Raw genomic sequence first — 18,547 nt, 5'->3', positions numbered from 1 at the left:
ATTGTGTTGGGGAGGTTTATTCATTTTGACGCAGTGCAGAGCAATGCCAGTTGTTTCAATTCTTTTCCAAGGAAAGCAAAATCTCGGTGTGATACGATTTAGCCGTATATGGTCGAATCCAAAAATCGCGGAAAAATCCGCTCGCGAACGGGAGAAATCCGAACATAAAAACCCTGAAGCTCTTCAGGGAATATACAGATTGCTGTGTTATCCTTTTTGTTATCTTTTTGGCGGAGGGAAATGGATGACGATTCGAATTTTGCTTGTCGAGGACGATGAGCATATCTGCAACACCGTCAAGGCCTTTTTATCGGAGGCGGGATATAAGGTGGATGCCTGCCTGGACGGCGACGAAGCGTACACCAAGTTTTACGAAAACACCTATCAGCTAGTCATTCTCGACATCATGCTGCCGGGAATGAACGGGCATGAGCTTTTGCGGGAGTTCCGCAAGATGAGCAATATCCCTATTTTGATGTTGACCGCTCTTTCCGATGACGAGAATCAAATCAAGGCGTTTGACTCGGAAGCGGATGATTATGTGACGAAGCCGTTCAAAATTCAGATTCTGCTGAAACGCGTCGAAGCCCTTCTTCGGCGAAGCGGTGCGTTGGCAAAGGAGATTCGTTGCGGTAAGCTAACGCTTTTTCCGGAAGACTACATGGCGGTTTATGATGACAAAGAGCTCCCGTTGACGCTTAAAGAATATGAAATCCTTTTGCTTTTGGCGCAAAACAGGGGCAGAACACTATCCCATGAAATGATCTTATCCCGAGTGTGGGGCTATGATTTTGATGGTGATGTGAGCATTGTGCATACCCACATCAAAAACCTGCGAGCGAAACTGCCCATCAATCCCATCAAGACCATTCGCGGCGTAGGTTACCGGTGGGAGGAAGAAACGGAATGAAGAGAAGCGGAATCTTTGTCAAGGTATTCATTTACACAATCATATTTTCGATCTTGTTGGTTGGCGTGACGGTAACCATGTTTTCGGTTCGGATTATGACCTACTACTCACATCTTCGCTCACAGGAAATTACCAACACCTATCAGAGCATTGTCATTCAGTCGCGGGGGGAAGATGACATCACCGAAGTGGCGAGGCAGTTCTACGAAAAGAATCAATCCATGCAATTCTACATCAAGGATAAAGACGGACACGTGGTTTACGCGACACCTGAAGCCCACGCATCCGGCATTGAGACCGGCGAACCACCATACAGCAGCTCAATCATGTTGCGTCTGGACAATGACTATTTGCTTTATGCGCTGAAAAATGACATTTTTGAGTTGAATTATGACAAGTGGATTGCAGAAGCGCTTGTAGTGTTGTCCGCCATGTTTGTCGTCTGCGTCATTTGCGCGTTGGTCTTTGCTCGGCAGATGACAAAACCCATCAAACATCTGGCGGATGCCACGAATAAGATGACCAATCTCGAAGAAGTACCGCCCCTGCCGGAGCGCAATGATGAACTCGGCGCTTTAGCCCGTGACGTTTATGCCATGTACAGCAAGCTGAAGGAGACCATTTCCCAATTAGAGAATGAGATTTTGAAAGTGCGTGAGCTGGAGGAAACCCAGCGCTACTTCTTCTCGGCGGCTTCTCATGAATTAAAAACGCCTATCTCGGCCACAAGGGTCTTGCTTGAAGGAATGCTTGAAAATATAGGCGATTACAAAGACCACCCCAAATATCTGCGCGAATGCGTGAAGATGATGGATGCACAGAGCAAAACGATTTCAGAGATCATGGAGATTATACGTCTGAATGATGGGAAAATTTCGCTTATGTCTGAGAAACTGGACATCCGGCATGCCGTCGCCGAAATGCTGCCCGACTTTCAGACCTTGTGCGAAGCAAACGGCCAGCGCATCGTGACGGACATTCCTGACGGACAAATCTGTCTTGCCGATCCCAAAATGCTCCGGAAGGCGCTGTCCAACGTCATATTGAACGCGGTGCAAAATACGCCCGAAGGAGGAGAGATTCGGATATGGAGCGAAATTGCGGCTGATCAATATCGCCTTTGCATTTTGAACACAGGGGCGAGGATTGACGATGAGATCTTGCCGAAGCTGTTTGATCCGTTCTACCGCGTGGATAAAGCGCGAAGCCGAAAAGGCGGTCGGAGTGGCTTGGGATTGACCATTGTCAAGAAAACATTGGAAGCGATGGATATTGCTTTTGCTTTGGAAAACACCACAGACGGTGTTTTGTTTTGGATGGACTTGCCGCGGGCTTAAGCAGCATAAGAGAGAATACAATTCGTAAATCTGGATGCAACCGCCCATCATTGATTGATTTGACCGACAGGACGATTCCTGCCGGTTTTTTTGTTTGCATGCAGAGAAACTACAGGTTGTCTACAGGAAAAATACAGATTGCTTTGCCATAATCGCAACAGCGGTAAACCAAAACATGCGTTATATTCCCTGCTTTGGCGATGCGGAGAAGCAGAATAAACGCCAGGAGGCAGCAACCCATTGAGCCAACCGGGAACGAGCTTGGAAAAGTATGTTGATAACAAAAAATGGGGAGTGTCAACTAATGACGATTTTACAAGTCAAAGACCTGGTAAAGACGTATGGCAAAGACAACACAACCGTTATGGCTTTGAACGGCGTGAGTTTCAGCGTGGAGAAGGGGGAATTTGTCGCGGTCGTGGGTGCGTCCGGCTCAGGCAAATCAACCCTTATGCATTTAATCGGTGGAGTTGACCGTCCCACGTCCGGCAGCGTCGTAGTTGATGGAGTGGAAATATTCAAGCTGAATGAAAGCGAACTGGCGATTTTTCGCCGCCGAAAAATAGGAATTATCTATCAGTTCTACAATCTCATTCCGACTCTGACTGTGCAAGAAAATATCATGCTGCCGTGTCTATTGGACAATCGCAAGCCGGATCCCGACAAATTGCGGACCATACTTGAAACAATCGGGCTGACGGACAGGGCAAAACACTTGCCGAACGAGCTTTCCGGCGGACAGCAGCAGCGGGTAGCCGTCGGCAGGGCGCTGATCAACAATCCCGCGCTCATCCTCGCCGATGAACCGACGGGCAATCTTGACAGCAAATCGAGCAGGGAGGTTATCGACCTTTTGAAGCGATCCAATCAGCAATACAATCAAACTTTGCTTGTCATCACTCATGATGAAAAAATCGCGCGCCAAGCCGACCGGGTTATCACCATCAGCGATGGACAAATCGTCAGGGATGAGGTGTTGCGCCGATGAAGCTGACCGCAAAATTGGCGTACAGCCAAATCAAAACAAACCGAAACCGCGCCTTTTGGACGCTTGCCGGAATCGTGCTGTCAACGGCGATGTTAACCGCCGTTTTCTGTTTTGCGTCCAGCGCCGACTTGATGTTTAAGGAGCTGCTGGGCGAGAGTGATTATTACAACTCCATGTATAATGAATTACTTTTGGGTTTAAGCGCTGTTGTCGGTTCTGTAATCATTGCCGCCACCGTTATCGTTGTCTCTAACGCCTTCCGCGTCAGTGCCGGAGAGCGCATCAAGCAGTTCGGCGCACTGAAAAGCGTCGGTGCGACAAAACAGCAAATTGCCGGGATTATCACGCATGAAGGTTTGATACTGGCGACTGTCGGCATCCCCCTGGGAATCGCGTTGGGACTTCTCGTGAATTTTGTCGGCATACAAATTATGGATCATCTCCTTGCAGCAGCGAATAAGAGAAACACGTTCCAAGTCAACTTTGATTTTGTTGTTGCGTGGCAGGCGATCCTTGTTTCGGCGGTGCTATCGTTTGTGACCGTATGGATGTCGGCGTGGCTTCCGGCTCGCAAGGCGGCAAAGATGGCCGCAATCGATGCCATACGGGGAACGGATGAAGTTAAGATTAAGGCGAGGGATGTCCGTGGCGGACGGCTCATTGGGAAGCTGTTCGGTTATGAAGGTACACTTGCTTATAAGTCCCTGAAACGGAGCCGGAGAAATTTCCGGGCGACGGTTGTGTCGCTCACCATGAGCATCATACTGTTTATTGTCGCGGGCTATTTCGGCGAACACTATAAAGAGACCACGCGCTTGTTTTACCCGGTCGTAGATAACGCCAATGTGGTGGGCGAATTTTTGAGACCGGAGAAAGGAACGCTTGGTCATGATGGCGATGAACAGACATACCATACGTTAAATAGCGTTCTTGCGGACGAAGTAACCCAGAAATTTCGCGAGTATCCGAACACGACCGTGTTCGGCGTGGGCGACAATTTGCGGGATGAAGATCACTCGTACAAAACAGTGATTCCGAAAGAGATGCTGACATCTAAAATGAAAGAGTTTCTCGACTCCAATGGTGGTGTCCCTGTCGGGGATGGATATTCGTTCCCGATCACCTTATATGCGATAGACGCTGAGAACTATGCGGAGTTGTGCGAACGCGCGGGTGTTTCGCCCGGCTCAAACATCCTCGTAAATTATGTTCGAATACCGGGCGATAACGGTGACGGGAAAGCCGTATTCACACCCTTTGTATCCTATCCGAAGACGTTGCTCTTAACCAATCAAAATGACCATTCCGTGGTCGAACTGCCCTTAGAGGGTGCACTTGATCTTCGTGATGTTCCGAATGAGATTGCAGCTACCTATGTAGGCAATATGATGGTGATTGTTCCCCGGCTTGATGCGACGCGCTACACATGGTTTGTGGATGCAGCCGATCCGGAGGGGTTTAAAGGATACGCAACCAAGATATTGCATGAATCGATTGCATTTGAAGGAAGCTCGGAATATATCGATGTGAAAAGCGGGGAAGAAGTTCCTTTTGCAATGCGTGACATAACCCGCTTGATCTTGGTGTTTATATATGGTTTCATCACCATGCTCACACTGATTGGGCTGACGAATGTAATCAGTACCATATCCACCAATGTACTCTTCCGCGCCCGGGAATTTGCGGCTTTGCGCAGTGTCGGCATGACGCCGGCAGGACTGAAGCGGATGTTGACCCTTGAAAGCATACTGTGTTCGGTCAAATCTCTCGTCATCGGAGTGCCTCTTGGGATGCTCGGGTCGTATTTGCTATATCGAACCTTTTCGTCCCCCGTGGAGTTGGATTTTGCGATCCCGTGGTTGCCGATAGTACAGTGTACACTCGGTGTAATTGCCGTAACGTGGATCATTATGCGGTTTTCGCTGTCACGGCTTCGCGATGATAATATCGTTGAAACGATACGCTTGCAATACAGATGAAAATAGAGGGAAAGGCTTAAGTTGAGCTATTCTGGCTGACGACGAGGGTCTCTCGGCAGTTGCACAGGCAAAAGGCGGGAAAGGGTACGGGCGCGGTGGACGCCTGTTGTGGTCATTGTCCCATAAAACGATGATCGGAGACCGGGCATAACGCCCGGTCTTCACGCCTTACTTACAGTTGATCCGTTCCTGTCTTGGGCTTCGAACCATAAGTCGGGAGGACTGCCATATGATCTGTGGGCAGTTTTTTACGCAGGGTAAGGATCAATAGCCCGGCTGCCGCCAATGAGAAAGCCAGGTAAAGATAGGCCCAAGTGAAGGTTCCGGTTAGATCTTTGAGAAATCCGACCAAATAGGGGCCGGTCCATCCACCCAAGTTGCCCACCGAGTTGATCAGACTTACTGCACCTGCCGCGGCGGCTCCCGAGAGAAACGATGTCGGATATGTCCACCAAACCCCCATGCCCACGTACACACCGATGGCAGTGATGCAGACCAGCACGAAACTCAATATCGGGTGAGTGACTACCGATCCCAATCCCATCCCGATGGCGCCAATAAACATGGGGAGCGCCACATGCCATCTCTTTTCCCCTGTGCGGGAAGAGGAGATGCCGTTCACGATGAAGCCGATCAAGGCAAGCGTCATCGGAATAACGATGAGCCATCCAATACTTGCATTGGACCAGCCGGAAACGGATTTCAAAATCGTTGGCATCCAGAACCCGAAACCCCAAAAACCGGTAATCCACATGAAGTATATCAGGCAGAGCTTAAGGACTTCCTTATCCCGCAGAGCTTCCCAAACCGTATAGTTTTTTGCGGAGCTTTTGACTTGATCTTCGCGTTCATATTGTTCAGCCAGGACCTTCTTTTCATCTTCACTCAACCAACGAACCTCTTTTGGCCAGTCGGCCAGCCAGAAGGGGATGATGAGACCGAAGATGAACGCGATCCCTCCCTCTATCAAAAACAACATTTGCCATCCTTTTAACCCCATCCATGACAAATCCAATAACATCCCCGCCAAAGGGGACCCGATAATATTTGATACCAACAGAGAAGTCAACATGATGGAAATGGCCGTCGGCCTTTCCCTTACGTTAAACCAGCGAGGGATGACGACGGCATAGCAAACGGGATAAAAACTTGCTTCCGCGGCGCCGATCAGAAAGCGGAGTATGTAAAACTGCATTTCGTTTTGGATTAAAGCCATGAGCGCACACGAAAGACCCCATGTAATCATGATTCGCGCAATCCATTTACGCGGGCTCCATTTATGGGCGATCAGCGTTCCCGGTACCTCAAACAAGACGTATCCCCAGAACAAAATGCCTGCGCCCATCCCGAAAACCTTGGCGGTAAAACCAAGATCTTCATTCATCGTCAATGCGGCATAGGCGATGTTGAGCCGGTCGAGATACGCCAAGACGGAACCGATGAAAAGGGGAAGAATAATGTTCATGTATTTTCTGGCCAAGGAACCGTTCAATATTCCTGTACCGTTCATGTCTTTGATCCTCCTTTTCGTGCATCAAGTCTTAGACACTGACTTGTGAATCCGGGCAGGTTTGCACAAAGGGTGACGGGAGACGTGCAGCGACGGGATGCTTTTTAACTTTGGTTACTTTACATTTTATTCTGAATATATCATGCGATGAAAAGTATAGGGAGGATTTTTTCTTCTGAGTGGAGAGACATCAAAAAAGGGCAACTCAGTTGCCCTGTACCGGTTGTGCCTGTGCTTTTAACGTTCTATTGGCTTTTTCGTCCCACCCGGTAAAATTCGTGGAAAAGCTTGATCAACGCCCGTTTTTCAATCCGCGATACGTAGGAGCGGGAGATACCCAGTTCCCGTGCGATTTCCCGCTGGGTTTTTTCCTTGCCTCCGTCCAGTCCGAAGCGGTTTCGGATCACTTCCTGTTCCCGCGGATCGAGGATGTGCAGGTGGTTGTATATTCGTTTCTTTTCGATCTTGGTTTGGACCGTTTCGACCACCTCGTCCCGGTCGGTGCCGAGGATATCGATCAGCGTGATTTCATTTCCCTCTTTGTCGGTGCCGATGGGGTCGTGCAGCGACACGTCCTTGCGGGCCTTTTTCAGGGAGCGAAGGTGCATGAGAATTTCATTTCTAAAGTCAGCAGTTTAGCACAAACCTTCTGTGATCCTTGTAAGGTAATTTAATTACATACATCACCGTTGTGTGGTTTTATCGTAGACATTCTTTGCATTATGAAATCATTTGTAAAAGTTTTTCCCATTCTTTGAGATATAGTTGAAGGTATTGAACGAATGTCGTAATATTGTTATAACGGGGGTATTAATGATGAAAGGTTTGAAGCCACTTACTGCAGTGGATCTTTTTTGTGGTTGTGGTGGTGTAACGGAAGGCTTAAAAGCCGGGGGTTTTCAAGTTGTTGCAGCAGTGGACAATGATCCGGTTGCCTGCAAAACATATAAAATGAACCATCCTTCTGTTCATTTATATGAACAGGACATTCATGATGTTGATCCTAAAGATATTCTTGCCAATTTGAAAGGCGAAAAACTTGATCTGTTGGTTGTGTGTGCTCCCTGCCAACCTTTCAGCAGCCAAAATCGGAAGAAGGGAAGAGACAGTCGTTCAAACCTCATTATGCAGTCGGTTAGATTTGCGGAAATACTGAATCCCACCATAATCTTTTTTGAAAATGTACCCGGGTTAGCGACCAAGAGATTTCGTGGAATATTGGAGGAACTTAAAGACGGTTTGAATCGTTTGGGATACAATCTGGGGGAACCTGTTCAGATCAATGCTGCGGATTACGGGGTTCCCCAAAGAAGAATACGTTGTGTTCTTATTGCATCCAAATCCAAAATACCTACGATACCGGAGCCCGTTACACCCGCAGGAAAGTGGAAAACAGTCAGGGATGCCATTGCTCATCTTCCACCGCTTCAAGCAGGTCAAAAAGATCCGACAGATCCGCTTCACTTTGCAAGATCCCATAGTCCGATTGCAATCAAAAGACTCCAACATATTCCGAAAGATGGAGGTTCCCGTTTTTCTTTGCCGCCGGAACTGGAATTGAAATGCCACAAAAACAAAAAAGGATACCCGGATGTATATGGACGTATGAAGTGGGATGATGTGGCCCCGACTTTGACTACGGGATGTACGGATATTACACGTGGACGATTTGCCCATCCCAGAGATGACAGGGCGATAACATTGCGTGAGGCAGCACTATTACAAACATTTCCCGTTAACTACAAATTCGCTGGAAATAGTAGTCAAATAGCTGCTCAAATCGGTAATGCTGTTCCAGTAAAGATGGTGGAGGCAATCGCTATTAACTTGCACAAATTTATCGAGGGGGCAGGCTAATGTCTTTCATTTACACTGAAGATCAAGAAAAAGCAATTAAACATCGAGGCGGCAATCTGTTGATCATAGCATGTGCAGGAAGCGGAAAAACCGAGGTCATATCCAAACGAATCGCTGAGCTGGTTAAAGAAGGCGTGTCCCGGGATGAGATAATAGCTTTTACCTTTACCGAACGCGCCGCCGAGGAATTAAAAAAAAGGATAAGGGATCATTTGGAAAAAACTCAACCAGATGATCCCTCTTTGGGGGATATGTATGTCGGTACCATCCACAGTTTCTGTTTGCAACTTCTAAAAGAGGTTGACTTTGAATATCGTAATTACGAGGTAATGGACGAAATTAGAAGAGCTGCGCTTATTGCATCCAATTTCTATAAATTAGGTCTGGGGGAATTTTATAAGAGGACTGGGGAGAGATATAGAATTATTATCGAAAAATTTATAAACACTTTAGATGTGATGCATTATAAACGGATGACGCCGCAAGACCTGAAAGATCCTCTTTTGAGGAGGGCTGTTGAAAAGTATAATAACTTGTCAACGTGTCACCCCAATTATTTTTTAGATTACAACAAAATCATAGATGAACTTATACGATATCTTGAGAATCATCCTGAAAAGTTGGAGGAACAGCGTGCTCGATTCAAACACCTTGTTGTTGATGAATATCAGGATGTGGACCCTCGACAAGAAGAATTGATCCGTTTGTTAACCGACGGTGGAACCCGGGTTGATTTGACGGTGGTTGGCGATGACGATCAGTCGATCTATGGATGGAGAGGTGCCGACATATCCAATATACTTAAATTCAAAGAGCGATACCCCAACGTAACCCAAGTAAATTTGAAATATAATTTTAGAAGCACACATGCCATTGTTGAACTCGCTAATGCAGCCGCTAGTCGCATAAAGAGTGATCCTCCACGCCTTAGCAAGAATATGGAAGCAAGACATTTGGTTGGGAAAGTATTTCGTGAAAGAATGGCGGAAAGAGGAGACATTCAAAAAAGGGAATTTGCTTCTGAGAGAGATGAGGCTCTCTGGATAAAGGACCGAATAGAAGAATTGAAAGGTGTAATTATCGAAGATAAAAACGGTCCTCGGGCCCTTCACTATTCCGATATGGCAATTCTGGTGAGGGCAAATAGTCACAGTCCTATAATTGCGGAAGTATTGAGGGATTATGGAATTCCCGTGGTTGTTGAAGGCACTCGAGGATTATTCAAACAGCCTGAAATAATAGTTGTACAAGCCGCATTTTACTTGCTGGCGGGTAAAAAGTTATATGTCGAAAATGAAAATAGATGGGGACAAGGAATACTGCTTGGAGAAGGGGATTTGAGAGAACTAATCAGGAAAAAAATCAGGGAATTGAAAAAAAGAATACCCCTGGCGGATGCAAATTCATTTTTAGGGTGGATAAGTACTAAGAAGAGAATATTAGAAAACAAAACAGGTTCCGGTCGTATTTATCCGCAAGAGATTTTTCAAGAAATGTTGGTGGAACTAGGGTGTGTTAAAGGTGAAGAACCCTGGCCAGATGATATCCTGTACAATATGGGTAGATTCAGCATATTAATCAAGGAATTTGAATCTGTACATCAATGGATAACCTATAATCGCCTCGAGGATTTTTGCATGTTTTTGGGCAATTGGGCTTCGGGAAAAATCGACGACGGCAAGAAAGAAACAATAGCCAAACCCAAGGCAGTACAAATTATGACAATTCATGCCGCGAAGGGACTTGAATGGCCTGTTGTATTTATTCCAAGAGTATCTGGTAGTGATTTTCCAAGTAAAAGAAGAAATGAAGGAATAGATACTTACATTCCAAAGTCTGATTTCGATCCAAAGGAATTTGCCACAGGAGATGACGGTGAACGAAGGCTCTGGTATGTAGCTTTGACCAGGTGTCGAAAGTTCTTGAATATCTCGGCGATAAACAAGCATAGAAAGAGACCGTCTGTCTATTTCAAAGAGATTGTGCATGACTATGTTGTAGAAGATGGTAACGATCCGACTCAACGCGAAAGAGGAGAACCACAATGGTCTTCGGATACGGATCTGTTTCCGACGACATTTTCGGATATCAATTGTTATTGGAGATGTCCATATGAGTATTTGTTGCGCTGTCTAATGGGTTTTAGCCCGGGAGTGAAGGAATCATACGGTTACGGTCAACAAATTCACAATATCTTATATGAAATTCATGACCGTATGAGCCGAGGAAAAGTTCCTTCTGTCGATACAGTAGAGGAACTTGTGGAAGAAAAATTCCATCTGCGGTATACTCGTGAGGGGCCTCTCGAAAATCTAAAGAAGGCGGCAAAAGACTCGATTGTGCGATACGTCGAAAATTATGGAGATCGTGCAGACCTGGTTTTTAAGGCGGAAAAACCCTTTGAGTTCATTGACAAGAAAAGCGGAGCTTTGATCAGCGGAACCATTGACTTGTTGGAACGATGTGTTGAACTAGATGGGGATGAGAAGCGGGTACCGGTATGCGTGGTCGATTTTAAGACTAACAGAATAGAAGATCATCGGGATCACGATGAAGTTATGAGGACAGTTGAAAAGCAATTACGATTGTATGCAGCGGCTGTTCGAAATGCATTGGGTTTTGATCCCCGATCAGCTGAGGTCCATTTCATACGTCCTGCTGATGAACTTGAGCAAAAAGGAATACAAGAAAGAACATCCGTGGATGTATCGGAGGAAAATCAGATAAATGTCCTAAAACAGGTGGGTCAGGCGATAGAGGGTATACGAAATGAAAAATTTCCCATGAGTGGGTGTGAAAAGGGATTATGCAGCAAATGTGACTTTGAAAGGATATGTTTTGGGGCACAAAACAAGCGAAGGCAATAGCCAAATTAATGTGAGGACTTGATATTATGGCTGACATCTTCACGCCAGAAGAGCGAAGCCGGATTATGTCCCGAATTAGGGACAGGAATACCAAACCAGAATTAATGGTAAGACGCATGATTCATCGAATGGGATTCAGATTTCGTCTTCACAAAAAGGATTTACCCGGGAAACCAGACATCGTTCTTTCGAAGCACAGGAAGGTAATATTTGTGCACGGATGTTTCTGGCATGTTCATACTGGCTGTTCCCATTTTACTTTGCCGAAAACAAATTCGCAGTTTTGGTTGAAAAAACTTAAACAGAATGTTGAACGTGACGAGCACAACATAAGGCGGTTGGAGGAAATGGGATGGAAAGTATTGGTGGTGTGGGAGTGCGAGACAAAAAAACCTGAAACACTCATGGATAAATTACAAGAATTTTTGTATGCCGATTTTAATGGACCAGAATAGAATATCTTTGGGAGGGAAGAAAGGCATTCGGTCGTACCGGATGTCTTTTTTTATAGCCATTGAGAGGTGCCTCTTCCTATTGGAGGGGAACGATTCTACATCTTTTACAATCGATCTAGATAACAACAGAATGATTGCTGGCGTTCCTATCCACTAAACAAGAATCACGCAATACACCTCCTACCATATCTGAAAAGGTTATTTCTTGATTTTGCCGTTCACATTTCTTCCTATTTTTTGTTTATATAATCGTAATACGCTTTCGGTTGAGGAAAATGCAAGTTCATCCCAAGGAATTTCATCGAAATAAAAGAAACGTCCCGCTTTGCTTTCAATGTTAATAGTAACTTTTTCATTATCACTTATGGCTTCATAGACCAATTGAATCATTCCCTCTTCAGGGCAAGAAAACGTATTAATGATTTCACGGACCTCTATAGAAAGACCGGTTTCTTCTTTTACTTCGTTTTTGAGTGCATCAAAAAGGTCATGTCCCCGTTCGACGTGGCCACCAGGAAATGCCCACAAACCTTTTCCGGGATCTTCATTCCTTTGAAGAAGCAATACTTTGTCTTTGTCTTTATTTAAAACCACAGCAACTACGACCAGTTTCGGGTCCAGGTAAAAGATAAATTGGCAATTGTGGCAGATTAATTGGGGCTGATTAGGGATGTGAATGTCTTCTAATGAAAATAGATGACCGCATCGAGGACAATATTTTAAGTCCTCTTTTTTATATCGCCATTGGTATTTAAAGTAAATATCTTTATTCATTATCAAATCTCCTTGCTAATGGACTGGTTATTCCAAATCGAAAAAAATTTACTCTTTACTTGATTAAAGAATGCACTTTGACTGTTTATTTTTTCTAATGTAAAACGAGGTCGGTTCTTTTCCGGGATGTAGTCGGTAATTTCGAATACGATTTTTCCTGTTTCCCCATTATCATAACCAGTCATTATGTAAGGAAATATTGTACTGTATGTCTTTATCTTAAGACGGGAAACAAGCTTTTGTGGTAATGATTTGCGAAGCTGATTAAGCTTTCTAATTGAGTTCCGTATTTCAAAATGAAAGTCTTGTCGAGCATCTTCATCGAAAAACGTAATGATAGCATAGTGCTTTTCGATCCAATCAGGATCTAGGATTAACAAGTATAAATTTCCTGATTGCAATTTCTCTTTTAAGATTTCACTGGAGTCTTCGGTTAAATGAATCATTGAAGTTCCGGATATAAAGCAATCTCCTTTTGCCTCTAGTAGACAGTTTTTGTAGTCAAAAATCCGATCAATAGGTGAATTTGTGAGTTTAATTATACCATAATCGTTAAATCCCGTAATTTGCCCATTAGATGATTGTGGATTAAAAGGATCGTAATCGGAAAGGCCCACTTTTCGAAGTGGGATTTGCAGTAAACCACATAAACGTCGGAGTGTTTGGATGTTCGTTATTATTTTTTTTCCACGTTCTACATCAGATACGTAGTTAATACTCACACCGATACCACCATCAGATCTGGGCCATTTTTCAGCTAGTTCCGCTTGAGTCATATTTAACTTTTCCCTATATTCACGAATCGTTAATCCATAGTGATATTTCATACCAACCTCACCGTTTACTTTACTATTTACAACATTTTGTTGTTGAAGATCTACATGAATTTTAGAGACCACTTAACCGATTGGTATGAAAAAACAAGTTAAATTCAATCCTTGAAGGTTGTTCCATTTCAATTTGTTTTCCACCACAATATTAAGAAAGAGTGGGAGGGATCAAAGTGAAAGTTCTAAAGCACACGTTGAATAATGAAAACAACCTTCAGGAAGTCACTAAGCATTTAGAATATGAAAGGTTGCTGAAACAATCTTCCTCCTTTCGTGAGTTAAAATCGATTATTGTTTCTCTGACGACTTCTGGTTATTCTCAAACTCCTCAATCATGGCATCCAGAAAAGCGATGATCGGTTTGGCTTTTACTGGTGTAAGCTCGCCCCGTTCAATCAGTTTGATTAATACCTTCTTTGTCTCATCCAGCGCAATTTGCCCCGCATTTTCTCCCCACTCCGGGATTGATTCCTGGATCCTTCGAAATTCCTCATGTATGTTGATGGTTTGATCTGTTCGCCCAAGAAGGTAATCAACGGTTACATCGAATACATCAGCAATTTTTTGTAGTGTTTCGAGATCAGGGGTTCTCGTTCCATTTTCATATCCTGAAATGGACACTTTGGTTACGTTTATTTTTTTTCCTAACTGTTCTTGAGTCATTTTGTGTTTCAATCGCAGCGCTCTTAATCGTGACGGGAAATTCACTTTTTATCCCCCCATAATATTGCTATATGTCAATTATAAGTTAGCCAATTGTTAACAGAAACATTAGTTAACTAAAAAGGAATTTAGGTCTTGACGGATAACAAAGAGTTAACTTATACTGTAGTTAACAACAAGTTAACAGGAGGTGTTTAGATGGTCAAAAAACAACTCAGGTTAATTCGTCATAAACAAAACATGACATGCAAGCAAGTAGCCAATGAGATTGGAGTTACAAAGGAATATTATTGGCAGATTGAAAACGGGAAACGAAGGTTGTCCTATGGATTGGCTGTGAAGATTGCGAGAGTGTTTAAAAAGACACCAGATGAAATTTTTTTGGCGGAAGAGTTAACAAATGAGGAACAAGGAGGCTGATCTTATGTCCAAATGTAAATTGAAAAAAATGCCGATTCACGTAGTAAAAGGACCACGATTCAAACATGTGATCAAGGAAGCTCAGCAATATGTTTTACAGCTTGCAATTAAAAAATTACCCAAAGCCGAGAAGAACTATGCTCAAGAGGTGATTCGGTGAGGATCAGAGTGGGTGAGTGGTTAAAAATCCCATTCCATAGACGTTGGGTGATATTGGTTTATCGATGTGAAGCAACCAAAAGAAAATGGGCCGCACATTGTCAGCCCAACAATAATTGTTGACTACCGCCAGTATATCACACCTGGCGGATCTGGAGGAAGAAAAATGATAGACATCTATGTCCATATTGGGAAACGAACTAGCATAATTCTCAGTGAGTTGGAAGTGAAGTAAATGGCAAGAAAAAGGATGATCGATCCGAATTTTTGGACCGATGAAAAGCTTGGAACATGCGCACCGCTGGCTAGATACACTTTTATGGGTTTGATTAGCCAAGCGGATGACGCTGGACGTTTAAATGGTCATCCTGCGCTGATCAAATCACAGGTATTCCCTTATGACTACGATATCACACCAGATCATGTAACCGCTTGGTTAAATCAGTTGGAACAGAAGGGGCTGATTCGCCGATATGAAGTGGATGGCCAATCCTATATTTGTATTCCCAAATTCCTGAAGCATCAGAAGATTAATAGACCATCGGAATCTAAGCTTCCGGCACCTCCGGACACGTTTAATGAGGGTTCAGTGAGTACTCATGAATCCCTCACTGAACCCTCACCTAGAATAGAAAAGAAAACAACAGAGGAGAAGAGAACAACTACAGAACAGATTGAGGATGATGTTGATAATGATTCAAATCAAGCAGACAGGGCATTGAAGAAGATCGAACGTCATTTTGTAATGCGTAGGGGTGTTGGAACCGTGTTAAGTGTTGAGGATATGGAAAGTATGCAGGTCCTTTTGAAGGATGGTTTCACAGTAGATGAGATATTGGCCGGTATTGACCATGCATTTGAGAGCTTTAAACCAAAACACAAACGTGACCGAATAAATTCCTTCAAGTATTGCGAAAGTGTGATTCGATCCTTGAAAGCGAAAAAACAAGATAGTCATAACAGGGTAGGCTACGATCTGCCAAAAGCACAGCGGGAAGCAGACAAACATGGAGATAATTGGGACACGACAGTGGACCCGGCAGTTCAACTGGAAATCCTCGAGGAACTAAATCAAATGCGCAAACGCTTTAAAGAGAAGCAGGCAGGTGGTCAATGATGGCCATCGCCTTTCATCCGGCTGGTTGGACGGAAATGAAAAGCCGCTTGAATGTTGCACTGGAAGATGTCAACGAATCGGCTTATCTGGTGAAAGGAGAGGCAAAATGGAGGAACTGATAGTAAAGATTGCGGCAGAATTGGCGGAATGGAGGGGATTAGCGATTGTTTGGGGCGAACTGGTGGAGGCCTTATTAACGGCAGGAACTTTCACTATTGCATCTGTCGCTATTTTCGAATGGGGGGATTTACTATGATGGTTCTTTATCAATGCCCAAAATGCGGACGGGAAGCAGAAATCGCTGGGTTTATTAATAAGGTGACAGTCATTTGTCGATGTGGTTACAAGATGGAAAAAGTCATGACAACAAATAGAAAGACGGCCAGAAAAAGATATATCCAGTTGAGGTTGTTTGGATGATAAAAAATCGGGATCATTCACCAAAAATCAAATCCGACGCCTGGAAGGGGAAGAGATATGGCTGAAATGCATCAGTTTTTTGATAAAATTGTCCCTCTTGCGTTAATTGTCATAGGTGGAGCGACCATTTTCTTTGTCGCATGGCATTTCATAATGCAAAAGCCTTTAAAGCCGATTATCAAAAACGCACTGTTGGCCAGTCTAGTAGTTGTTATGTTTCAACATATTCTTGGAGCTCTTGTGGGTGAAGGTGGTCTATTAGCGAAAATGCTGATGAAAATAGTGACGAATTTGCTCGGTTTCGTCGCTGAAGCTCTCGATCTTGCATAGTTGCGCCCCTGGTGCAACTTTTTTGTTCAAAGGAGGGATAGAAATGGGCTTTTTTAAGGTACTTCCCATCGAAGGCGGATTGCCGCCGGAACGAAAGCGTTTGATTAAAGAGTTGGTCAGTATGACTGGACGCATTAGCGTCCAGTACGTCAAGGATAATGGTGAGGTTAACATGTTTCTCCGAATCCCGTCTGAGCAGGGTCTTGAGCGGATCCGCTCTGCACTGGACCAGGATAAATGCCGCCTTATTATGGAAACCGACATCCCGGACATCACTGGCGATAATATCCATGCCTTTGTCGTCGAAGGAGCTCAGCATCTAGCCATCGACTTGAACCAATCAAACCAACTGAAAAAAGTTTTTGACTTCGCTGAATCAATGGCGGTGATCCTCAATATCGAAGGCATCCGAAGCCAAGAAAAGCAGCGAAGGAAGCTGAAAGAGGCGGCTATGGGTCTGGATAAGTGGCAGTCAAAGGCTTGGTACTATAGCAAAATCGGTGCAAAGGCGATCATCGACTTTTGGTTTGATGAAAAGAGCCGAGTAAAAGTATTTGCAAATGCTTTCTATGAGAGAATCCAGAAGAAAGTTCACCTCCCTCCGATGACCGCTCGCAAGCTTTCCGACAAAAGTCTTTTTGCCAATGCTCAGATGATTGTCTTGGTTCAGACGGATAGGCCGGACTGGATTCATGGAAAATTGACTGCTTGGTTGTTTAACATTCAAGGCGAAAATAGGCTTCAGGCAGTCAAGATAAATAATTTTACCGGCATCACTGACGGCATTGTCCGGGAAGATTTGCCGAAACTTTGCCTTTATCAGCTTGAACTGGATAAGTTCATTCTGCTCCCGGACAAGGATTTCGAGCGGAATAACCAAAAGATGCGAATCCCCAAAGTGCTCCTCAAGGATGATATCGCTTTTGCCAGATCCAAAAGCGGCGGCATGATCTCTATGATTCGCGGCGACAAAGAGGAAGCAAAGGATTCACTTTCTACTCCTCTAATGGTTGTCGGTAAGCAGGGCTCTGGGAAGTCTACCCTGTTCGTCAATCTCGCCTTAGAGTTCTTCGGAGTCCGCGCTAAAGACCGCGAAGAATGGGAGCGGATCGCGCGGTCGGTTTTTCTCTTCGATGTAGCTGATGGTGCGATGATGTCGGAAGTTCTCGCGCATATTCCGGATTGGCTCCGGGATCGGGTGGTTATTCTTAACCATGCGGATATGAATAGGATTGTTCCACTCAGCTGGCATGATCTGATGGCGCTCTACCGTGATGATGACAGCATCGCGGCAGAAGTGGCGGCCATCGAGACGGAGCTGCTCCGGCGGTTTCTGCACGATGATAGTCAGACTTTTTCGGTAGAAAGGTTCTTTAAAGGCGCATTACAAGCGTCTTGCAGGGTTGGTGAGGGTAATCTGTTGGACGCCATCAGAATTTTAAAAGATGATGATTATCGAAAAGAGTTGATGGGACGGCTGGAGGCCACTGATTTTGAATTGGAGATCGCCTTGTCTCAGATTGAAGAAGAGGCAGAGGAAGGCGGCAGGGTTTTGGAGACAATTGAAAACCGTGTCGCGCAAATGCGATCGAACAAGCAACTATTCTACTCTCTCAGTCAACCGAAATCCGATGAAATCGACTTCTGGAAATGGATGAATGATCCTCATTTGGTCATCATCCATATTCCGAATGGAAGAGAGCTTTTCCAAGGCTATGCATTCAGTCATTACTTGACTAAGATTTGGCGGATGATGATGGCTCGAGAACGAATTCTTAAACCGGAGCGCCGGGAGTGCGCGGTCATTGTCGATGAGATTGATTTGGTGATCAAGAATACAAGCTATTTCAAAAACATGATCTGCCAATGTAAAATGGAAGTATGAGTACGAGACATGAGCTGACAGACGAACAATGGGCTGTGATTGAACC

The 18,547-nt window shown here is 44.6% G+C and carries 17 protein-coding genes and 1 pseudogene; 13 read left to right on the top strand and 5 right to left on the bottom strand.

Annotated features, from left to right (window positions below; genetic code table 11):
* The first annotated feature begins 244 nt into the window (after nt 1–244).
* The 4 genes from CLV97_RS13145 (at nt 245) to CLV97_RS13130 (ending at nt 5,214) form a co-directional block, all read left to right on the top strand.
* Nucleotides 245–910, top strand: a complete 666-nt coding sequence (locus tag CLV97_RS13145; RefSeq protein ID WP_106345988.1) for a response regulator transcription factor — start codon at nt 245–247, stop codon at nt 908–910.
* Entirely contained in the window at nt 907–2,247 is a 1,341-nt protein-coding gene (locus CLV97_RS13140) for a HAMP domain-containing sensor histidine kinase (protein ID WP_106345987.1), read from the top strand. The genes CLV97_RS13145 and CLV97_RS13140 overlap by 4 nt, the downstream gene beginning before the upstream one ends.
* A gap of 304 nt (nt 2,248–2,551) precedes the next feature.
* Complete coding sequence (locus CLV97_RS13135) at nt 2,552–3,235, top strand: ABC transporter ATP-binding protein (RefSeq protein ID WP_092035440.1); 684 nt, start codon at nt 2,552–2,554, stop codon at nt 3,233–3,235.
* Complete coding sequence (locus tag CLV97_RS13130; RefSeq protein WP_106345986.1) at nt 3,232–5,214, top strand: ABC transporter permease; 1,983 nt, start codon at nt 3,232–3,234, stop codon at nt 5,212–5,214. The genes CLV97_RS13135 and CLV97_RS13130 overlap by 4 nt, the downstream gene beginning before the upstream one ends.
* A 172-nt stretch (nt 5,215–5,386) precedes the next feature.
* Here CLV97_RS13130 and CLV97_RS13125 read toward each other — a convergent pair whose 3' ends face one another.
* The gene (locus CLV97_RS13125; protein ID WP_106345985.1) at nt 5,387–6,724 is read right to left on the bottom strand and encodes an MFS transporter; all 1,338 of its coding nucleotides are present in this window, start codon (nt 6,722–6,724) and stop codon (nt 5,387–5,389) included.
* Between the two features lie 245 nt (nt 6,725–6,969).
* Nucleotides 6,970–7,344 (bottom strand): annotated as a pseudogene (locus tag CLV97_RS13120) (sigma-70 family RNA polymerase sigma factor); the annotation flags it as partial.
* 196 nt (nt 7,345–7,540) lie between these two features.
* Here CLV97_RS13120 and CLV97_RS13115 point away from each other — a divergent pair.
* The 3 genes from CLV97_RS13115 to CLV97_RS13105 are packed head-to-tail and all read left to right on the top strand — an operon-like array spanning nt 7,541 to nt 11,903.
* Nucleotides 7,541–8,581, top strand: coding sequence for a DNA cytosine methyltransferase (locus CLV97_RS13115; protein WP_211295753.1), 1,041 nt, complete (start codon nt 7,541–7,543; stop codon nt 8,579–8,581).
* The gene (locus tag CLV97_RS13110; protein ID WP_106345983.1) at nt 8,581–11,448 is read left to right on the top strand and encodes an ATP-dependent helicase; all 2,868 of its coding nucleotides are present in this window, start codon (nt 8,581–8,583) and stop codon (nt 11,446–11,448) included. Before CLV97_RS13115 ends, CLV97_RS13110 begins: the two co-directional genes overlap by 1 nt.
* Nucleotides 11,449–11,474: 26 nt before the next feature.
* Nucleotides 11,475–11,903 carry a very short patch repair endonuclease gene (locus CLV97_RS13105; RefSeq protein WP_106345982.1) on the top strand — a complete coding sequence of 143 codons (429 nt, stop codon included), beginning with the start codon at nt 11,475–11,477 and terminating at the stop codon, nt 11,901–11,903.
* 198 nt (nt 11,904–12,101) lie between these two features.
* On the opposite strand, the gene CLV97_RS13100 is transcribed toward CLV97_RS13105, so the two are convergent.
* From CLV97_RS13100 to CLV97_RS18620, 3 genes are all read right to left on the bottom strand, one after another.
* Nucleotides 12,102–12,677, bottom strand: coding sequence for an NUDIX hydrolase (locus tag CLV97_RS13100; RefSeq protein WP_106345981.1), 576 nt, complete (start codon nt 12,675–12,677; stop codon nt 12,102–12,104).
* A gap of 2 nt (nt 12,678–12,679) precedes the next feature.
* Complete coding sequence (locus CLV97_RS13095) at nt 12,680–13,504, bottom strand: helix-turn-helix domain-containing protein (RefSeq protein ID WP_106345980.1); 825 nt, start codon at nt 13,502–13,504, stop codon at nt 12,680–12,682.
* Between the two features lie 291 nt (nt 13,505–13,795).
* A complete protein-coding gene (locus CLV97_RS18620) occupies nt 13,796–14,215 on the bottom strand; it encodes a helix-turn-helix domain-containing protein (protein ID WP_281257613.1) in 420 nt (139 codons plus the stop codon).
* Between the two features lie 153 nt (nt 14,216–14,368).
* Here CLV97_RS18620 and CLV97_RS13085 point away from each other — a divergent pair, with 153 nt between their 5' ends.
* From CLV97_RS13085 to CLV97_RS13070, 6 genes are all read left to right on the top strand, one after another.
* The gene (locus CLV97_RS13085; protein ID WP_106345979.1) at nt 14,369–14,590 is read left to right on the top strand and encodes a helix-turn-helix transcriptional regulator; all 222 of its coding nucleotides are present in this window, start codon (nt 14,369–14,371) and stop codon (nt 14,588–14,590) included.
* Between the two features lie 4 nt (nt 14,591–14,594).
* On the top strand, nt 14,595–14,750 hold the full coding sequence (locus CLV97_RS18205; protein ID WP_170070519.1) for a hypothetical protein: 156 nt from the start codon (nt 14,595–14,597) through the stop codon (nt 14,748–14,750).
* Nucleotides 14,751–14,984: 234 nt separating this feature from the next.
* Nucleotides 14,985–15,866 (top strand): hypothetical protein, encoded by an 882-nt coding sequence (locus CLV97_RS13080; protein WP_106345978.1) that lies wholly within the window; start codon nt 14,985–14,987, stop codon nt 15,864–15,866.
* Between the two features lie 106 nt (nt 15,867–15,972).
* The gene (locus CLV97_RS18200; protein WP_170070518.1) at nt 15,973–16,122 is read left to right on the top strand and encodes a hypothetical protein; all 150 of its coding nucleotides are present in this window, start codon (nt 15,973–15,975) and stop codon (nt 16,120–16,122) included.
* A 221-nt stretch (nt 16,123–16,343) separates the two neighbouring features.
* Nucleotides 16,344–16,616 (top strand): hypothetical protein, encoded by a 273-nt coding sequence (locus CLV97_RS13075; RefSeq protein ID WP_106345977.1) that lies wholly within the window; start codon nt 16,344–16,346, stop codon nt 16,614–16,616.
* A 43-nt stretch (nt 16,617–16,659) separates the two neighbouring features.
* Nucleotides 16,660–18,501 carry a type IV secretory system conjugative DNA transfer family protein gene (locus tag CLV97_RS13070; RefSeq protein ID WP_106345976.1) on the top strand — a complete coding sequence of 614 codons (1,842 nt, stop codon included), beginning with the start codon at nt 16,660–16,662 and terminating at the stop codon, nt 18,499–18,501.
* Nucleotides 18,502–18,547 lie beyond the last annotated feature (46 nt).

The sequence above is a fragment of the Planifilum fimeticola genome, assembly GCF_003001905.1.
Lineage (GTDB): Bacteria > Bacillota > Bacilli > Thermoactinomycetales > DSM-44946 > Planifilum > Planifilum fimeticola.
The sequence above is the reverse complement of the archived record's forward strand: the minus strand, read 5'-3'. Positions and strand labels throughout refer to the sequence as shown.